Here is a 17053-nt window from a genome sequence, read left to right as displayed (position 1 = left end):
CCTGGGCCATGACCGGGCCCTGCTGGTGTCACGCTGGCTCGAACTGACCCGGCAGATCCTTCCGGAGATGGCCGCCCGCGAGCGGTGGCCGATCCGCCTCGACCACTGCTTCATGCGGGTATGCCTGGATACGGCGATGGGGCGGCGCTGGGACGAGGTGGTGCAACGGCCGGCGATCCGGCATTTGACCGAGGCGGAGCTCGCGCGTGCGGTGGCGGTCGCGGAGTCGCTCGTGCGGGACCCGGGTAACCTGCCCGATTTGAATACGGAAAGTCTCAGGATGCGCGGCCGGCGGTTCTGAAATCCCAGCCGGCGAACAAACGGTGGCGCACCCGGAAAGACTCGAACTTCCAACCCCCAGATTCGTAGTCTGGTGCTCTATCCAATTGAGCTACGGGTGCCTGCCGTGGGCGCGGGGTTTAGCCCAGAAGGTCAGGGATCGCAACCCCCGCTCCAGGGCGTGCCGGCCTTGCGGGCCGGCCTATCGCCCGAGGGCGCGTTGCAGGGGCCGGTCGTGCGCCCGCAGCAGCAGTACCTCGGCCCGGCAGCTCGGCGTGCCATACTGCCCCACCACGGCTTCGTCCTGCCGGTGTCCCTCGAATACCATCGGCACCGGCTTATGATCCACGCCGGACAGCTCGAGCTGGGCGTGCAGATGCTCGCCGTCCGGCTTCACCCGGCCATGCAGCACCAGGACCCCGTCGGCCGGCGCGAAGCTGACCCGTCCGCCATGTACAACCAGGCTCGACGGCCGTTCGGTCGGGCAACTGCCCTGCAAGGCATGCAGCGTGCCCGACCAGGTGCCCTGCAGGGGCGCGGCCAGGGCGCCAGGTGACGAAGCGGTCGCCAGCATCACGACGGTCAGGAGCAACGGCAGGGCAGGGCGCATCGCCCGAGGCTAGTGCGCCGGCCCGGGAATCGCCAAGGGCCGCCAGGCTTGCATCGGTCCGGGATGTCGTGCTGCAAGCCACAGGCTCAGCCCTATGGTAAGGGGCCGCCCCCCGTACGATGTCGAAGGTGTCCACCATGAGCATTCCGCTGGAAGCCGTCCTGCACGAGGACCGGGTCCTGATCCTGGATTTCGGCAGCCAGGTGACGCAGCTGATTGCACGCCGGGTCCGGGAAAGCGGGGTCTACTGCGAGATCTGGCCCTACACCGCCACCATCGAGCGCATCCGCACATTCCGGCCCCGCGGCGTCATCCTGTCCGGCGGCCCCGCCAGCGTGACGGAGGCCGGATCGCCCCGCGCCCCGGAGGCGGTCTTTGCCCTCGGCGTGCCGGTGCTCGGCATCTGCTACGGCCAGCAGACGATGTGCCAGCAGCTCGGCGGCGAGGTGCTGCCGTCCGATCACCGCGAGTTCGGTCGCGCCCATGTCGACATCCTGGAAGACTGCGCCCTGCTGCGCGGCACCTGGCAGCGTGGCGGCCGCGAGCAGGTGTGGATGAGCCACGGCGACCGCGTCAGCCGCCTGCCGCCCGGGTTCCGCGCGGTGGCGGTGAGCGAGGGCGCGCCATACGCCATCATCGCCGACGAGGGGCGCCGGCTCTACGGCGTGCAGTTCCATCCCGAGGTGGTGCACACGCCGCACGGTGCGGCGCTGCTGCGCAACTTCACCCACGACGTCGCCGGCTGCCAGGGCAAGTGGACCATGGCCGGGTTCCGCGACATGGAGATCGCCCGCATCCGCGCCCAGGTCGGCACCGGGCAGGTGATCTGCGGCCTGTCCGGCGGGGTGGATTCATCGGTGGCCGCGGTGCTGATCCACGAGGCGATCGGCGAGCAGCTCACCTGCATCTTCGTCGATCACGGGCTGCTGCGCGCCGGCGAGGCGGAGGAGGTGGTGCGCACCTTCCGTGGCCGTTTCAACATCAAGCTGGTGCATCGCGACGCCAGCGCGCTGTTCCTCGACGCGCTCGAGGGGGTGGCCGACCCGGAGACCAAGCGCAAGACCATCGGGCGCCTGTTCATCGAGGTCTTCGAGGAGGAAGCCAAGGCTCTCGGTGGCGCCGACTTCCTGGCCCAGGGCACGCTGTATCCGGATGTGATCGAGAGCGTGAGCTTCACCGGCGGCCCCTCGGTCACCATCAAGTCGCACCACAACGTAGGTGGCCTGCCGGAGCGCATGCGCATGCAGCTGGTCGAGCCGCTGCGCGAGCTGTTCAAGGACGAGGTGCGTGCGCTGGGCCGCGAGCTCGGCATTCCGGAGAGCATCGTCGGCCGTCATCCGTTCCCCGGGCCGGGCCTCGCGATCCGCATGCCGGGCGGGATCACCCGCGACGGTCTCGCCATGCTGCGCCGCGCGGACAGCATCTTCCTCGAGGAGATCCGTTCGGCCGGGCTGTACGATGCGATCTGGCAGGCCTTCGCGGTGCTGTTGCCGGTTCGCACCGTGGGCGTGATGGGTGACGGCCGCACCTATGACCAGGCTTGCGCATTGCGTGCGGTGACCAGCACCGACGGCATGACGGCGGACGTCTATCCGTTCGACATGGGCTTCCTCAACCGGGTGGCGGGACGCATCGTCAACGAGGTGCGCGGGATCAACCGGGTGACCTACGACATCACCTCAAAGCCACCCGGGACGATCGAGTGGGAGTAAGGGAGGTCGCGGCGCAGCAGCATTCCGTGAGCCATACTACTGCTCCTTCCTGAACAGGTCCTGGAAGATCAGCGGCCCCCAGACGCGGCCGCGTGCGTGCACCAGCGCTCCGCCCTCGCCGAGCTTTCCCAGCTTGACGGGTGCGAACCCGAGTTGCCTGGCCAGCGCTGCCACCGGAGGGATCGCATCCTCGTCGTCGCTCGCCAGGAATACGACCCGGTGGCCGCCCTCGACGACCGGATCGGTCGCCAGGGTGGCCGCCCCCAGGTGGTTGAACCCTTTGACAAGCCTGGCGCCTGCGAAGGCCTTCGCGACGAAGGCGGAGGACAGGAGGCCGTCCAGTTCCTCGAGCGGCACCAGCGCGTTCATCGCGTCGATGACGGTCTTGCCGTTCCAGTCCGGCAGGGCGGCCGCAATCCCGGTATGCTCCCCGAACGGGATCGCCAGGATGATGGTGTCGGCCCTGAGCGCATCCTGCAACGACCTGGCGATGACCGTGGGCCCGATCGCCCGGGCCAGCGGCGCCAGCGCCTCGGGTGGACGGCGGCTCGCGACGGTCACCTCGATGGTCCTGCGGGCGAAGGCGTGGGCAAGGGCCTGGCCAATCTTGCCGAACCCGATGATCGCATGGCTCATGATACTGCTCCCGACGTTTCCACGAGTGATCCAGCCTCAGATGGCCGAGAGGCCGCCGTCGACAGCCAGCTCCATCCCGTTCACGAAGCTCGAATCGTCTGACGCGAGAAACACCGCCGCTGCCGCGATTTCCTCGGGACGACCCATCGTTCCGCGCGGGATCAGGGACTCGAACATCCGCTTGGCCTCCTCGGTGAGAACCTGGTCCTGCATCGGTGTTGCGATCGGTCCCGGACTCAGCACGTTCACCCGGATCTTCCGGCCCTTCAGTTCATTGAGCCATCCGCGGGCGAAAGCGAGCAGCGTCGCCTTGCTCGCCGCATACACGCTGAAACCCGGAAAACCTTTTACCGAAGCAACCGACCCGGTCATGAAGATCGAGCCGCCATCGTTGAGCAGCGGCAACGCCTTCTGAACCGTGAACAGCGTGCCACGGGCATTCAGGCCGAAGGTCGCATCGAAATGCTGTTCGGTGATCTCGCCCAGTGGAACCGCTTCGCCCATGCCGGCACTCGCATACAGGATGTCGATCCTGCCCTTCACCCGCTTCACCGTGTCGAACAGCCGGTCGAGGTCGTCGAGATTGGCTGCATCGCCGCGTATGCCGGTCACGTTCCGGCCGATCAGCTCGACGGCCTCATCGAGCGTTTCCTGCTTCCGGCCGGTGATGAAGACATAGGCGCCTTCCTCGACGAAGCGCCTGGCACTCGCCAGCGCCAGGCCGCTCGATCCACCGGTGATGACCGCGACCTTGCCTTCAAGCTTTCCCATGACCTATCCCGTCCCTGTGTGCCCGGAGGATTTCCCCGGCACCCTCGACATGGGTCCGCCGCAGTGAGCCATTGAGTGCGGAAGCGCGCACAGCCGTGGTGCGTGGACGATCCAGCTTCTATGGTGGGGCCCGCAACGCTGTTCGAAATGCCGGATGCGAATTTCGGAAGGCGCACCCTACGGTGCCGGATCGCATCATGATCGATTGGGATGACGTTCGCTTCTTTCTCGCCGTCGCACGTGGAGGTTCGGTTCGAGCCGCCGCCGGGCACCTCGGTGTGAACCATTCGACCGTACTGCGACGCATCGCGCAGCTCGAGGAACGCCTCGGCGCGCACATGTTCGAAAAGCTGCCATCCGGCTTTCGTCTGACGGAAGCGGGCGGGGAGATCCTCGAACTCGCGCACCAGATGGAAGCGTCGTCGCACCAGATAGAGGCGCGCGTCCTTGGTCGCGACCAGGGCGTGCGCGGGCTTCTGCGGGTGACGTTGGCACCCATCCTCGCAACACGCCTGCTCATGCCGGATCTCGCCGATTTCGCGCGTCTGCATCCGGACATCGAGATGGAAATCCTGTCGTCCGGCGAACTGGCAAACCTGACCAACCGGCAGGCCGATGTCGCGATCCGCGTCGTCTACGACCGCAGCACCCTGCCGCTCAATCTGCACGGCATGAAGGGTCCCGAGCTGTTCAGCGGCGTCTACATGTCCCGTGCTCGACTGGCCGCATGGCGCACTGGAGCGCGCGATCCCGTCCGGTGGATCGTCATCAGCATCCACGGCATCCCGGAGTGGGCTGGAGAGGGTGAGGTTCGTGCGACGGGGGTTCCGTTCCGGACCACGGACGCGGAGGCGCAGCTCGTTGCAGCGCGCAACGGGCTGGGGATGACGACACTGCCTTGCTTCGTCGGAGATGCCGACCTCCTGCTGGCGCGGGTGCCGGGCACCGTGCTTCACATGCAGGGTGCGCTCTGGATCCTCACGCAGGGGGAGACGCGCAAGACGAAGCGTGTGCGGCTCTTCACCGAGTCCGTATTTCGCAGGCTCGAGGCGTATTCGGCGCTTCTTGCCGGACAGTCGATACTGCGGGACTGAGGTGAGGTCAGGTCGCCAGCTCGGCGCCTGCGGCTGCGGTCTGCCCGCCCATGCCGTATTCGACCACTTCACGCAGCTTCTCGTGCAGCGCGGTGTTCGCCGCCACCACGTTGCACTCCATGTCCATGGCGTTCTGCTCCTGGCCATACGGGTCGGTGGCATAGCCGCCCGCCTCGCGCACCAGCAGCAGCCCGGCCGCGACATCCCACGGCTTCACGCCCAGCTCCCAGTAGCCGTCGAAGCGTCCGGCGGCGACCCAGGCGAGATCCAGCGCCGCCGCGCCGAACCGCCGGATTCCGGCGACCTGCGGCATCAGCGCGCCCAGCGTGCGCGCGAACGGCAGCCGGCGCTGCGCCGGGATTGCCGCGAACGGAATGCCGGTTGCGAACACCGCCTCGGAGATGTCGCGTCGCGCCGACACCCGCAGCCGGCGCTCGTTGAGGTACGCGCCAGCACCCTTCTCGGCCCAGAACATTTCGTTGGCGGCAGGATTATAGACCACCGCCGCCGCAACCTCGGCGCCACCATCCGGCAGCCGCTTCTGCAGCGCGATGCTGATCGCCCAGTGCGGCATGCCGTGCAGGAAGTTGGTGGTGCCGTCGAGCGGATCGACCACCCAACGCCACGCCCAGTTCGCCGAGCCAGAGGAGCCGCTCTCCTCCATCAGGAAGGCGAACCCCGGCCGCGCCCGCGCGAGTTCCTCGCGGATCGTCGCCTCCGCGCGCAGATCGGCCTGCGACACGAAATCCGACGGTCCCTTGATGCTGACCTGCAGCTGCTCGACCTCGTTGAAGTCGCGCAGCAGACGCTTGCTCGCCTTCTGCGCCGCGTTCTGCATCACGGTGATCTGCGGCGACAGGCGGGGGGACATCGGAACTAGCCCTTGGCGCGTTCGACATAGGTGGAGTCGTCGGTACGCACCACGATGCGCTCCCCGGTCTCGATGAACGGCGGCACCATCGTCTTGACGCCGTTGGACAGCTTGGCCGGCTTGTACGACGACGTCGCGGTCTGTCCCTTGGTCACCGGGTCGGCCTCGACGATCTGCAGCGTCACCATCGCCGGCAGGTGCATCGCCACCGGGTCGCCTTCGACCAGGTCGACGATGACCGTCATGTTGTCCTGCAGGAACGGCAGCTGCTCGCCCAGGATGTCGGCCGGGATCAGCGCCTGCTCGAAGGTCTCGGGATCCATCAGCACCAGGTTGGTGCCGTCCTGGTAGGAGTACGTGTACTCCTTTTCCTCGGTCATCAGCCGCTCGACGGTGTCCGCGGTGCGCCAGCGCTCGTTGGTCTTGTTGCCGGTCTTGAGGTCGCGCATGTCGACCTGGATGAAGGCGCCGCCCTTGCCCGGGCTGATGATCTGCTGCTTCAGCACGGTCCAGCGTCGGCCGTCGTGCTCGATGACCTGTCCGGCGCGGATGAGGTTGGCCTGCTGCTTCATGGTCCTGATCTCTGCTGTGCGAAAGAGCCGTGCGGTCGCGCTCTTGATCAAGCCGACTGAACCGCGGGCTTCTATCCCCTTGCATGGGCTCCGGCAAGGCGGGCACCGCCCGGGGCGAGCCGATGCAGCCGCCCCGCCGGGTCGCGCACCGTGCCGGCGGCGGCATCGACATACTCGGGGCCGATCGGCACCTTGCCGTGCCCGTCCGGGATGTCGAGCACGTAGGTCGGCCAGGCGAGGCCGGTGACGCGTCCGCGCAGGCCCGCCAGCAGCCGCCTGCCTTCCTCGATCGGCACATGGAAGCGGCTGGTGCCCGGCGCCGCGTCGAGCTGGTGCAGATAGTACGGCTTGATGCGCAGCCGCACCATCGCGCGCAGCAGCGCCTCCAGCGTCGCCTCGTCGTCGTTCACGCCACGCAGCAGCACCGACTGCCCGAGCACCGGGATCGCCCTGGCCTGCACCCGGCGGATCGCCACCGCCGCCTCCGGGGTGAACTCGCTGGCATGGTTGGCATGCAGCACCAGCCAGAGCGCGCCCTCGGCCTGCATCGCGTCCGCCAGCGCCTCCGTCAGGCGCTCGGGAGCCGCCACCGGCACCCGGCTATGGATGCGTATGGTGGTGATGTGCGGCATGGCGTCGAGCGCCTGCACGATGCGGGCAAGGCGGCGCGGCGACAGCATCAGCGGATCACCCCCGGTCAGGATCACCTCGCTGATGGTGTCCCGCCCGGCCAGCCAGTCCAGCGCCCGTTGCAGCGCCGCCTCGTCCAGCACCCCGCCGCCGGGTCCGACATGCTCGCGACGGAAGCAGAACCTGCAATAGAGCGGACACACCAGCAGCGGCTTGAGCAGGGCACGGTCGGCATAGCGGTGCACGATGCCCGGCACCGGCGAGAAGGCGTCGTCGCCGATCGGATCCGCCACCTCGTGCGCCGCCACCGACAGCTCGTCCGGATGCGGGATCACCTGCCGCCCGATCGCGTCGTCTGGCCGCCCGATCAACGCCCGGAACGCAGGCGGGATCAGGGTGGCATAGCGGGCGGCCACCGCATCCAGCGCGTCGCGGTCGGCCCCCTCGGCGAGGCCCGATGCGATCAACCCCTCGATGCCGTTGATGGCGGACTTGATGCGGTTCATGGCGGGGCTGTACTGCCGGGCCCATGCAGCCGCAACCGCCTGGCCCATGACGCAGCCCTCTATTGCCGACCGCCTGCCGCTGCTGCGACGGCGGGCCTTGCTGGTGCGCGGGGTGCGCGGCTTCTTCGAGGCGCGCGGCTATCTCGAGGTCGAGACGCCGTTCGCGGTGCCGACTCCCGGCGAGGAGGTGCATCTGCTCGCCTTCGGCACCGAGCGGCTGGCGCCCGACGGCAGCAGGCAGCGTCTGTTCCTGCACACCAGCCCCGAATTCGCGATGAAGCGCATCGTCGCCGCCATCGGCGAACCTGTGTTCCAGCTGGCCCGGGTCTGGCGCAACGGCGAGGCCGGCCCGACGCATGCCGCCGAGTTCACCATGCTGGAATGGTATCGGCCCGGCGCCGGCCTGGACGGGCTGATGGACGAGACCGAGGCGTTGCTGCGCGCCCTGCTGCCGCCGGTGGTCGAGCGCGACGGCAGCCCCTGCCGCATCGACCTGCCGTTCGAGCGGCTGACGCTGCAGGATGCCTTCGCCCGCCATGTCGGCGCCGACCTGCTCGGGACCCAGGGCGACGTGGTGGCGCTGGCGCAGCAGGCAGGCGTACAGGTCCGCTGGGGCGAGGACTGGGAGGACCTGTTCTTCCGGCTGCTGCTGACCCATGTCGAACCGCGGATCGGGCGCGCGCGGCCGACCTTCCTGACCCACTGGCCGGCCGCGCAGGCTGCCCTGGCCCGCCGCGACCCTGGCGATCCGCGCGTCGCGCTGCGCTTCGAGCTCTATGCCGGCGGCCTCGAGATCGCCAATGCCTTCGACGAACTGACCGACCCCGTGGAGCAGCGGCAGCGGTTCCTGCATGACAGGGCGCGCCGTGCTGCCCTGCCGAGGCCGGACGGAGAGCCGCGCGAGGATTGGCCACTCGACGAGGCGCTGCTGGATGCCCTGCGGCATCTGCCCGCCTGTGCCGGCATCGCGCTCGGCTTCGACCGGCTGGTCATGCTGGCAACCGGAGCGGTACGGATCGGCGACATTCTCTGGCTGGGCGGCGACCAGCACGGCGCCTGAATTTTTGTAACCTGAACCTCACATGACCATCCGGGCCGTGGATCCGGACGTTTACGCACCACCTGTAGGGTCAAGCTCGAAGTAGGGGTATCCGCCCATGTCCGTCCGCCGTCTCGTTCCCCTGGCCGCCCTGGCGGTCCCGCTCTGCCTGCTGGCCGCCTGCCAGACACCCTCGCCGGCCCAGCGCCGCCTGCTCGATTCGATGATCGGCCGCAGCCAGGTCGACCTCGTGCGCAGCTTCGGCGTGCCCTCGCGGACCTACAGCGCCGAGGGCCATACCTTCCTCGCGTATGTCGACAACGAGTCCAGCTACAGCCCCGGCGTCGGTCCCGGCTGGGGATGGGGTTGGGGCGGCTATGGCTGGGGTGGCGGCGGCTTCGGCTACGGCGGATACGGCGGCGGCTTCGGCGGCGGCTATGGCGGCTTCGGAGGCTTCCCGCCGACCTACTACAACTCCGTCTGCACCACGACCTTCGAGGTCACCGGCGACCGCGTCGCCTCCTGGTCGTTGCGTGGCGATGGTTGCTGAGGGCCCATTGCGCCGAAGCGGTCGCACCTCCCGCGCTTAACCGTTATGAACACCGGGTGGGGATGTTCCGGCCGCATGGCCGGGTCGAGGGGGTCGGCATGAGGCGTTTGCAGTCGGTTGCGGGTCGCGTGGTTCTGGTGGCTGCCATGATGGCAGGCCTGTCGGCTTGCGAAAGCGGCGCGCGGCAGGATCCGCTGCCGATCGTCGGCAGCTCCAACGACATCGTCTTTGCCGACGTGCCGGTCTACACCGACCGCACCGTGGACGAGAGCATCGTCGGCTCGCTGGAGCTGACCGACTATGCCGTCGGTCTCTACCGGACCGGCCTGCTGTCGACGTTGCAGCGCAACGGCCCCTTCACCGTTTTCGCACCGCCCAACGCGCCACTGGAACAGCAGCAGCATGACGCCTACGGCCAGTTGCTGGCACCGGCCAACGCGCCCCTGCTGAAGCGGCTGCTCGCCTACACCATCGTTCCCGGCAGCTACAGCGAGCAGCGGCTGCGCACGATGATCGCGCACCAGCATGGCCCGGTGGCGCTGACCACTCTGGACGGACGCGACGTGCTGACCTTCTCCGTCGAGCCCGGCACCGGCCAGCTGCTGCTCCAGGATCCGCAGGGCCGCACCAACCGCATCTGGCTCTCGAATGTGCCGCAGTCCAACGGCGTGCTCTACGTGACGCAGTCGCTGCTCTCACCGGGCGTCCGGCTGGCGGCGGACATCGGCGCTTCGCCTGCCGCCGCGGGCCAGCTCACCTACGTGCCGGGAGACTTCAGCACCGGGGTGGGCGCTCGCCGCTAGCCGATCACGCTCGCCTCCGCGATGCCCCGGTTCATCGCCTTGACACCGCCGGCCGGGCCGTCCGGATGGTCCCAGACCGCGCCCACCACAGCCAGGAAGTCGGCCCCGGCCCGGACCAGGCCGGCGCAGTTCTGCGGCGTGATGCCGCCGATCGCCACCACCGGCAGCTCCATCACCTCCGACCACCAGGCCAGCAGGTCGGGATCGGCGCGGACGTCGGTGTCCTTGGTGCCGCTGGGGAAGAACGCCCCGAACGCGACGTAGTCGGCGCCGCTCTCGCCGGCAAGCATGGCGGCGTCCCGGCTGTCGTAGCAGGAGATCCCGAGCTGCAGGTCGCCCAGCAGGGCACGCGCCTGCTCCGCGGGCATGTCTTCGGCGCCGACATGGGCGCCGTCGCAGCCATGCCGCACCGCGAGGTCCGGCCGGTCGTTCAGGATGAAGGCAACGCCGCGCTCCTGCACCACCGGGCGCAGCAGCTCGATGGCGCGTATCACCTCGGCGTCCGGCACGTCCTTCAGGCGAAGCTGCACGGCTGCGACGTCGCCTGCATCGAGTGCTGCCGCGAGCCGGTCCCGGAAGGCGGCCGGGTCCAGGGCCGGCGGCGTGACCAGGTAGAGCCGGCAGCCCTCCGGCGCCGCCTTCGGTGAAGACGCCACTGCCTACAGCCCGACCTGTCGGCCGGTCTGCACGAAATGGTCGCGCGGCAGGTCGAAGCGGTCAACGAAGTGCACCGCGTTGCGGTACATGAAGCCGAACAGCATGCGGCGCCAACCGGGCAGGCGGGAGCGCGGCCGGGTCTGGTCACGCACCACTTCGTCCCGGCCGCCGACGAACAGCGCGTCCTGCGGCACCACCGGGCAGCCCTTGCGCTGCGCCAGGGCCAGCGCTGCCGGGAGGCTCGGGATCTCCACGAAGCCGTAGCGCGCGACCATGTGCCAGAGGCCGCCTTCGAACTTGTTCAGCGTGATCCGCTCTTCCGGCGGCACCCGTGGCGTTTCCTCGAACTCGACGGTGAGTGTCACGACGTGCTGCTGCAGGGCGCCGAACTGCGCGACGTGCGACAGCATCACCGGCGCGATCGGCTCGCGGATGCGGGTGAGGAACACCACGGTGCCCGGCACCCGGGGGATGTCGCCCTCCGCGAGCTGCTGCAGGAATTTCTCGGGCGCCAGCACATGCTCGCCCGAGACCTCGCGCAGTGCCGCGAGGCCACGCCGCCAGGTGCTCATGATGGTGAACATCAGCAGGCCGGCGAGCAGCGGAATCCAGCCGCCTTCGAGCAGCTTCATCAGGTTGGCCGAGAAGAAGGCGAAATCGACCACCAGGAACAGCCCGGCGACCGGGAGCGCCGCCGCCACCGACCAGCCGGCGCAGCGCCGGAAGTAGGAATACAGCAGCACGGTGGTCAGCAGCATGGTGGTGGACACCGCGGTGCCGTACGCGCCGGCGAGCTTGGCGGAGCTGCCGAACCCGGCGGTCACGCCGACGGTGAACAGCATCATCACCCAGTTCACCGCCGGCACGTAGATCTGGCCGTACTCCTTGTCGGAGGTCTGCCGGATGTTCAGCCCGGGGAACCAGCCGAGCTGGATCGCCTGCCGGGTCATCGAGAACACCCCGGTGATGATCGCCTGGCTGGCGATGATGGTGGCCGCCGTCGCCAGCACCACCATCGGCCAGATCGCCCATTCGCTGATCGCGGACGGCAGGATGCCGTAGAACGGGTTGTCCGGCAGCTTCTTCTGGCCGATCAGCGAGGCCGACTGGCCGGCGTAGCAGAGCAGCAGCGCCGGCAGCACGACGACGTACCAGGCGAGGCGGATCGGCCGCCGTCCGATATGGCCCATGTCGGCGTACAGCGCCTCGGCGCCGGTCAGCGACAGGAACACGCCACCGAGCACGGCGAAGCTGCCCCAGCCATGGTGCTGCAGGAAATGGATGCCGTGCCGGGGGTCGACGGCGAACATCACCTCCGGATGGCGGGTGAGCGCGATCGCGCCAAGCGTGCCGATGGTGATGAACCACAGCAGCATGACCGGGCCGAAGATCGAGCCGATCCGCGCGGTGCCGAAGGTCTGCAGGGTGAACAGCCCGACCAGGATGCCGACCGCGATCGGCATGATCAGGTGGTTGAGCGCCGGCGTCGCCACCTTGACGCCCTCGATGGCGCTCAGCACCGAGATCGCGGGTGTCAGGATGCCGTCGCCGTAGAGCAGCGCGCCGCCGAACAGGCCGCAACTCAGCAGGATGCCGGTGGTGACGCCGCGTCCGACCCGGACCCGGCTGCTGGTCACCAGCGAGGTCAGGGCAAGGATGCCGCCCTCGCCGTTATGGTCGGCCCGCATCACGAAGATGCAGTATTTGAGGGAGACGGTGAGCAGCAGTGCCCAGATGATCAGCGACAGGACGCCGAGCACGGTGTCCGGATCGACATGCCCGCCGGTGGTCTCCAGGATGGTCTGCATGGTGTAGAGCGGGCTGGTGCCGAGGTCGCCATAGACGATGCCGAGCGCGGTCAGCATCGCGAGGGGCAGGGGCGGTTTCGGCTTCTGCATCGGCTGTGTCATCGCGGAAGAACGTCCACCTCTTCGAATTTCGCCAGCGGCGCAAAGCTCGGCACCGGATCGGCACGCAAAAGCGCCGGCCAGTGACGCAGCAGCAAGCCGATCTTGTCCAGCACCCGGTGCATGTCCGCGATCTCGCGGGCGATCCGGTCGTCGCTGCCAAGACCCCCATGCGAGGGCTCGCCGGACACCACGCGGGCGCCCGCGGAAATCCTGAGCGCCCCGGCCGATGCTCCGCCGAGGGCAACGTGTGCAACCGGGACGGGTTGGCCGACATGGCACAGAAGCCCCGCAAGCGCCCGCTCCGACGGCGAGGCGTCGTCCGGCAGCGCCAGCGAGACGTCGGCGTTCAGCCAGCGATACAGCCGCCGTGAATCCTCCAGCGGCAACGGGCCACGGGTCGATGCTTCATCGCCGGCAGGCGGGCCTGGGGGCGGCGCCAGCACGGTGAAGCTGAGGATGGTCTGCAGCCGGTCCCAGCTGGCGCCGGCATCGCGCCGCGGCGGCGGCACGTCGATCAGCACCAGGTCGGGATGTGCGATGACCGCCGCCCGCACGCTGCCCAGGAAGCGCTGCAGGCGCTGCAGCAGCTTGTCCTCCGGGACCGCCCGGAATGCCTGCATCTCCGCAAGTGCCGCCTGCCAGCGCAGCAGCATGCCGTGATTGACGACGCCGGACAGGTGGCGCGCAGCTTGCGTCTGCGCCGGCCAGTCGGCCTGGCTGCCATAGGCCGCAAGCCCCGGCGGCAGGCTGTGCGTCCGTAGCCGCCGCGCCACCTTCTGCGGCAGCAGCAGGGCGCCGCAGAAGGGCGGTCCGGTGAAGAACTTCGAACCGGTGATCATCACCATCCAGCCACGCGCCAGATAGTCGCGGACGCGGCGCGGATCGAGGCGCGCCTGGCAGGCATCCACCACTACGTCGATGCGGTCGGTCTGGCCGAGCGAAGCCTGCAGCGCGTCCAGGCAAGCCGGCGACGGCGCCAGCAGCCCGGTCTTGGACAGGTCCAGCAGATGCAGCAGCACGTGGCGACCGGCTGCATGCTCGTCACGCGCAAGGCGCACGCAGTCGGCTGCGATGGCGTCGTTGTCGCGCATGGCGCCGGCGGCGGTGCGGATCGCCACCGACAGCACCCGCACGTCCGCCGTGAAGCCGTCGATGCGGTCGCCCTTGCGCACGCGCTGCCGCCCGGAGGTGTCGTCGGCGAAATGCCGTCCGCCGGCGGCGAGCGGTACCCCGGTCCCGGTCTCCTCGGGCGCCACCAGGATGTTGCTGATCGCCTCCGCCGGCCCGGCGAGCGCCAGGGCGAGCAGCTCGCAGTCGGTGCCGGAGGCCGCCAGCACCACCTCGCTGCCGTTGGTCCGAGTGTCGCGGCCGAGGCCGAAATGCGCGGCGATGCCGTCGCGTACCGCCTGCGCCTCGGCCGTCAGCGCAGCCTCCGCGTGGCCGCTGAAGGTGGCTGCCGCCAGCCGCAGGCGCGCCACCTCGGCGCCACCGAAGCCGCGCTCGGACAGCGACGAGGCGGTCGAGGAGGCGAAGGTGATGGCCCACGGGCGCGGCCGGTGCGAGCAGCCGTAGTGGTTCAGGCCGGTGGCCGGATCGACCGCGAGGCGCTGGTCGCCGCCCTGCGCCATCAGCGCTTCCGCCGGTCCGAGCAGATGCCAGATCGCCGCCAGCCGAAGCACGATGGCGTCGGGCACCGTGCTGTCGTCCACGCCGAGGCAGGCGGAGCGTAGCAGGCGATAGGACGAGCCCTGCAGGCCGCGTACCTGCGCCCATACCCGGTCCAGCACCGCGCGCTCCGGCATCGAGGGGGCGGCCATCGCCTCCAGCCAGCTCATCGGCGCGATGCGCGTGGCCGCCTCGCCGGCCGGCCCGTCGAGTTGCCAGAACAGCGAGGCGGTGCGGGCGGCGCACAGCCCCGCGAGTATCGGGCGATCGCACTCCGGCAGGTTGCATGGCAGCAGCAGGTCGGTGCCGCCACGGGCAGCGACGTCGAGCAGCATGGACAGCTCGAGCGCATGCCGGATGTGGAACGCGCATACCCTGGCCGGCCCGAGGCAACTCGCACCCAGCACCACCTCGCCGCCGGGATCGGCGCGGAATGCGGTATCGAGGGAGGCATCGAAGGCAATCCGGCGACCGAGCGCGACAACGCGGAGGTCGGGACGATCGAGCGCCGCCAGGAGCTGCGTATTCAGCTTTTCCGCATACATCCCAGGGGTCCGCCGGTTGCAGGATGGCCGCTTAATGCCCGTTGCGAGAGCTGCCGCAAAGAGCAAGTCGTGTAACCGCCGGAAGTGTAACAGCAGCGGTTCACAATATGTTGCCTGCCGTCACCGACGCTGCCAAGTTGCCCCCCCGGCATCAGCGACCGGAACGAAGAATGGGACCGCACGATGCGAATTCTGCTGACCGGTGGATGCGGCTTTATCGGCTCCGCCGTGGTGCGGCACCTGATCCGTGCAACGGCGCACAGCGTGGTCAACGTCGACCTGATGACCTACGCGGCGTCCGAGGCGGCGCTGGAGGAGGCCCGCGGCAACGCGCGTCATGTACTGGTGCGCGCGGATGTCGCCGACCTTGCCGCGATGCAGCGGCTGTTCGCCGAGCATCGTCCGGACGCGGTCATGCACCTGGCCGCCGAGAGCCATGTCGACCGGTCCATCGATGGACCCGCGGTGTTCATCCAGACCAACGTGGTCGGCACGTTCACGCTGCTGGAAGCCGCGCGGCATTACTGGTCGGCGCTCGACGAGGCGGGGAAGGCGCGGTTCCGCTTCCACCACGTCTCGACGGACGAGGTGTTCGGAGCACTCGGCGATGATGACTCTCCATTCACCGAAACGACGCCGTACGATCCGCGCAGCCCGTATTCGGCGAGCAAGGCGGCTTCCGACCATCTGGTCCGCGCCTGGCATCACACCTACGGCCTGCCGGCGTTCGTGACCAACACCACCAACAACTACGGGCCGTGGCATTTCCCGGAGAAGCTGATCCCGCTGGTGACCATCAATGCCATCGAGGGACGCGAGCTGCCGGTGTACGGCAACGGCGCCAACCAGCGCGACTGGCTGTTCGTCGAGGATCATGCGGAGGCGCTGGTGCGCGCGCTCGAGCACGCGATCCCCGGCGAGACGTACGCGATCGGGGCGCGGCAACCACGGTCGAACCTCGAAGTGGTGCGCACCATCTGCCAAGTGCTCGACGACCTGCGTCCGGATCCCGCCGGCCCGCGCGAGCGGCTGATCCGTTTCGTCGCCGACCGGCCGGGTCACGATTTCCGCTACGAGATCGACCCCTCGCACGCGGAAACCGAACTCGGCTGGCGCGCACGACATGATTTCGAACAGGGCATCCGCCGCACGGTGCAGTGGTATCTCGATCACCAGGAGTGGTGGCAGGCGATCCGCGCCAGGACCTACACCGGACAGCGCCTCGGAACCGCCGCATGAACGGCGCTCCGGCGAACGCCGCTTCTTCCCACGCCCAGGAACCGGCGGGCGGCCCGGCGATGAAGGGTATCCTGCTGGCCGGCGGCTCGGGCACGCGTCTGCATCCGATGACGCTCGCGGCGAGCAAGCAGCTGCTGCCGGTGTACGACAAGCCGATGATCTATTATCCGCTCAGTACCCTGATGCTGGCCGGCATACGCGACATCATGATCATCTCGACGCCGGCCGACCTGCCGCAATTCGAGCGCCTGCTCGGTGATGGCAGCCGGTTCGGCGTGCGCTTCACCTATCGCGTGCAGCCGAGCCCGGACGGCATCGTGCAGGCATTCCTGATCGCCGACGACTGGCTGCTGGGTGCGCCGTGCGCGCTTGCGCTCGGCGACAACCTCATCTTCGCCGATCATCTCGGCGATCTGCTGCGTGGCGCCGCCGCGCGTCCGGAAGGTGCGACCGTATTCGCCTACCAGGTGCGCGATCCGGAACGCTACGGCGTCATCAGCTTCGATGCCGATGGCCGCGCGCTCGAGGTGGTCGAGAAGCCGACCGATCCGCAATCGAACTGGGCGATCACCGGCCTGTATTTCTACGATGCCCGGGTCAGCGAATATGCCCACCGCATCCGCCCGTCGGCGCGCGGCGAACTCGAGATCACCGATCTGAACCGCATCTATCTCGACGAGGGTTCGCTGCATGTGGAGAAACTCGGACGCGGCTGCGCCTGGCTCGATGCCGGCATGCCGGACAGCCTGATGCAGGCCGGCACCTTCGTGCAGACCATCCAGTCCCGCCAGGGCATGCTGGTCGGCTGCCCCGAGGAGGTCGCCTTCCGGATGGGTTTCATCGACGGCCTCACGCTCCGCCGTCATGCGCAGGGCCTCAGCAAGACCGAGCTCGGGCGACTGCTGCTCGAGCTCGCCGATGGCGGGCACAGCTAGGGTCTGTCGGGCGATCAACGGAGAAGCAT

17 protein-coding genes and 1 tRNA gene are annotated in these 17053 nt (G+C 68.9%); 8 read left to right on the top strand and 10 right to left on the bottom strand.

The window, feature by feature from the left end; translation table 11 throughout:
• The first annotated feature begins 25 nt into the window (after positions 1-25).
• A complete protein-coding gene (locus FE263_RS15165) occupies positions 26-301 on the top strand; it encodes a hypothetical protein (RefSeq protein WP_205880396.1) in 276 nt (91 codons plus the stop codon).
• Positions 302-324: 23 nt separating this feature from the next.
• Here FE263_RS15165 and FE263_RS15160 read toward each other — a convergent pair.
• Positions 325-401: transfer RNA gene (locus FE263_RS15160), tRNA-Arg, on the bottom strand.
• Positions 402-481: 80 nt separating this feature from the next.
• A complete protein-coding gene (locus FE263_RS15155; protein ID WP_138326871.1) occupies positions 482-889 on the bottom strand; it encodes a hypothetical protein in 408 nt (135 codons plus the stop codon).
• Positions 890-1026: 137 nt separating this feature from the next.
• Between FE263_RS15155 and guaA the strand changes: the two genes are divergently transcribed.
• Complete coding sequence (gene guaA / locus FE263_RS15150; protein WP_240759684.1) at positions 1027-2601, top strand: glutamine-hydrolyzing GMP synthase; 1575 nt, start codon at positions 1027-1029, stop codon at positions 2599-2601.
• A gap of 36 nt (positions 2602-2637) precedes the next feature.
• Here guaA and FE263_RS15145 read toward each other — a convergent pair whose 3' ends face one another.
• Positions 2638-3237 (bottom strand): NADPH-dependent F420 reductase, encoded by a 600-nt coding sequence (locus FE263_RS15145; protein WP_171034127.1) that lies wholly within the window; start codon positions 3235-3237, stop codon positions 2638-2640.
• Positions 3238-3273: 36 nt separating this feature from the next.
• Positions 3274-4008: an SDR family NAD(P)-dependent oxidoreductase gene (locus FE263_RS15140; protein ID WP_138326868.1), complete on the bottom strand. Its 735-nt coding sequence runs from the start codon at positions 4006-4008 to the stop codon at positions 3274-3276.
• 197 nt (positions 4009-4205) lie between these two features.
• Here FE263_RS15140 and FE263_RS15135 point away from each other — a divergent pair, with 197 nt between their 5' ends.
• On the top strand, positions 4206-5102 hold the full coding sequence (locus FE263_RS15135; RefSeq protein ID WP_138326867.1) for a LysR family transcriptional regulator: 897 nt from the start codon (positions 4206-4208) through the stop codon (positions 5100-5102).
• 7 nt (positions 5103-5109) lie between these two features.
• Here FE263_RS15135 and FE263_RS15130 read toward each other — a convergent pair whose 3' ends face one another.
• The 3 genes from FE263_RS15130 to FE263_RS15120 form a co-directional block, all read right to left on the bottom strand.
• A complete protein-coding gene (locus FE263_RS15130) occupies positions 5110-5973 on the bottom strand; it encodes an inositol monophosphatase family protein (protein ID WP_138326866.1) in 864 nt (287 codons plus the stop codon).
• 5 nt (positions 5974-5978) lie between these two features.
• On the bottom strand, positions 5979-6545 hold the full coding sequence (gene efp / locus FE263_RS15125) for an elongation factor P (RefSeq protein WP_138326865.1): 567 nt from the start codon (positions 6543-6545) through the stop codon (positions 5979-5981).
• A gap of 71 nt (positions 6546-6616) precedes the next feature.
• The gene (locus tag FE263_RS15120; RefSeq protein ID WP_138326864.1) at positions 6617-7681 is read right to left on the bottom strand and encodes a lysine-2,3-aminomutase-like protein; all 1065 of its coding nucleotides are present in this window, start codon (positions 7679-7681) and stop codon (positions 6617-6619) included.
• A gap of 46 nt (positions 7682-7727) precedes the next feature.
• On the opposite strand from FE263_RS15120, the gene epmA reads away from it, so the two are divergent.
• The 3 genes from epmA to FE263_RS15105 all read left to right on the top strand — a co-directional run bounded on the left by epmA (position 7728) and on the right by FE263_RS15105 (position 10073).
• The gene (epmA, locus tag FE263_RS15115; protein WP_240759670.1) at positions 7728-8741 is read left to right on the top strand and encodes an EF-P lysine aminoacylase EpmA; all 1014 of its coding nucleotides are present in this window, start codon (positions 7728-7730) and stop codon (positions 8739-8741) included.
• 97 nt (positions 8742-8838) lie between these two features.
• Positions 8839-9270 carry a hypothetical protein gene (locus tag FE263_RS15110; protein WP_138326862.1) on the top strand — a complete coding sequence of 144 codons (432 nt, stop codon included), beginning with the start codon at positions 8839-8841 and terminating at the stop codon, positions 9268-9270.
• A gap of 98 nt (positions 9271-9368) precedes the next feature.
• On the top strand, positions 9369-10073 hold the full coding sequence (locus FE263_RS15105) for a fasciclin domain-containing protein (protein ID WP_171034125.1): 705 nt from the start codon (positions 9369-9371) through the stop codon (positions 10071-10073).
• Here the strand turns inward: FE263_RS15105 and thiE are convergent.
• Genes thiE through FE263_RS15090 form a run of 3 tightly spaced genes read right to left on the bottom strand, consistent with a single transcriptional unit; the run spans position 10070 to position 14850 of the window.
• A complete protein-coding gene (gene thiE / locus FE263_RS15100; protein WP_138326860.1) occupies positions 10070-10729 on the bottom strand; it encodes a thiamine phosphate synthase in 660 nt (219 codons plus the stop codon). The genes FE263_RS15105 and thiE overlap by 4 nt on opposite strands.
• Before the next feature lie 3 nt (positions 10730-10732).
• Positions 10733-12628, bottom strand: coding sequence for a potassium transporter Kup (locus FE263_RS15095; protein WP_240759658.1), 1896 nt, complete (start codon positions 12626-12628; stop codon positions 10733-10735).
• Between the two features lie 8 nt (positions 12629-12636).
• Positions 12637-14850 (bottom strand): hypothetical protein, encoded by a 2214-nt coding sequence (locus tag FE263_RS15090; protein ID WP_138326858.1) that lies wholly within the window; start codon positions 14848-14850, stop codon positions 12637-12639.
• 183 nt (positions 14851-15033) lie between these two features.
• On the opposite strand from FE263_RS15090, the gene rfbB reads away from it, so the two are divergent.
• Both rfbB and rfbA read left to right on the top strand, forming a co-directional pair.
• Positions 15034-16089 carry a dTDP-glucose 4,6-dehydratase gene (gene rfbB / locus FE263_RS15085; RefSeq protein WP_138326857.1) on the top strand — a complete coding sequence of 352 codons (1056 nt, stop codon included), beginning with the start codon at positions 15034-15036 and terminating at the stop codon, positions 16087-16089.
• A gap of 59 nt (positions 16090-16148) precedes the next feature.
• Positions 16149-17024 (top strand): glucose-1-phosphate thymidylyltransferase RfbA, encoded by an 876-nt coding sequence (rfbA, locus tag FE263_RS15080; RefSeq protein WP_138326997.1) that lies wholly within the window; start codon positions 16149-16151, stop codon positions 17022-17024.
• Positions 17025-17053 lie beyond the last annotated feature (29 nt).

Origin of the sequence: Lichenicoccus roseus (genome assembly GCF_005844085.1) — a bacterium.
Taxonomy (GTDB): Bacteria; Pseudomonadota; Alphaproteobacteria; order Acetobacterales; family Acetobacteraceae; genus Lichenicoccus; species Lichenicoccus roseus.
This window is presented reverse-complemented; position numbering and strand designations above follow the sequence as displayed.

Bases quoted from the DNA above. Each gene is read 5' to 3' on its own strand.
- FE263_RS15145 (WP_171034127.1), bottom strand. From the start codon at position 3,237: ATGAGCCATGCGATCATCGGGTTCGGCAAGATTGGCCAGGCCCTTGCC.
- epmA (WP_240759670.1), top strand. From the start codon at position 7,728: ATGACGCAGCCCTCTATTGCCGACCGCCTGCCGCTGCTGCGACGGCGG.
- FE263_RS15140 (WP_138326868.1), bottom strand. From the start codon at position 4,008: ATGGGAAAGCTTGAAGGCAAGGTCGCGGTCATCACCGGTGGATCGAGC.
- FE263_RS15135 (WP_138326867.1), top strand. From the start codon at position 4,206: ATGATCGATTGGGATGACGTTCGCTTCTTTCTCGCCGTCGCACGTGGA.
- FE263_RS15120 (WP_138326864.1), bottom strand. From the start codon at position 7,681: ATGAACCGCATCAAGTCCGCCATCAACGGCATCGAGGGGTTGATCGCA.
- FE263_RS15110 (WP_138326862.1), top strand. From the start codon at position 8,839: ATGTCCGTCCGCCGTCTCGTTCCCCTGGCCGCCCTGGCGGTCCCGCTC.
- FE263_RS15130 (WP_138326866.1), bottom strand. From the start codon at position 5,973: ATGTCCCCCCGCCTGTCGCCGCAGATCACCGTGATGCAGAACGCGGCG.
- FE263_RS15105 (WP_171034125.1), top strand. From the start codon at position 9,369: ATGAGGCGTTTGCAGTCGGTTGCGGGTCGCGTGGTTCTGGTGGCTGCC.
- FE263_RS15155 (WP_138326871.1), bottom strand. From the start codon at position 889: ATGCGCCCTGCCCTGCCGTTGCTCCTGACCGTCGTGATGCTGGCGACC.
- rfbB (WP_138326857.1), top strand. From the start codon at position 15,034: ATGCGAATTCTGCTGACCGGTGGATGCGGCTTTATCGGCTCCGCCGTG.
- efp (WP_138326865.1), bottom strand. From the start codon at position 6,545: ATGAAGCAGCAGGCCAACCTCATCCGCGCCGGACAGGTCATCGAGCAC.
- guaA (WP_240759684.1), top strand. From the start codon at position 1,027: ATGAGCATTCCGCTGGAAGCCGTCCTGCACGAGGACCGGGTCCTGATC.
- rfbA (WP_138326997.1), top strand. From the start codon at position 16,149: ATGAAGGGTATCCTGCTGGCCGGCGGCTCGGGCACGCGTCTGCATCCG.
- FE263_RS15095 (WP_240759658.1), bottom strand. From the start codon at position 12,628: ATGCAGAAGCCGAAACCGCCCCTGCCCCTCGCGATGCTGACCGCGCTC.
- FE263_RS15090 (WP_138326858.1), bottom strand. From the start codon at position 14,850: ATGTATGCGGAAAAGCTGAATACGCAGCTCCTGGCGGCGCTCGATCGT.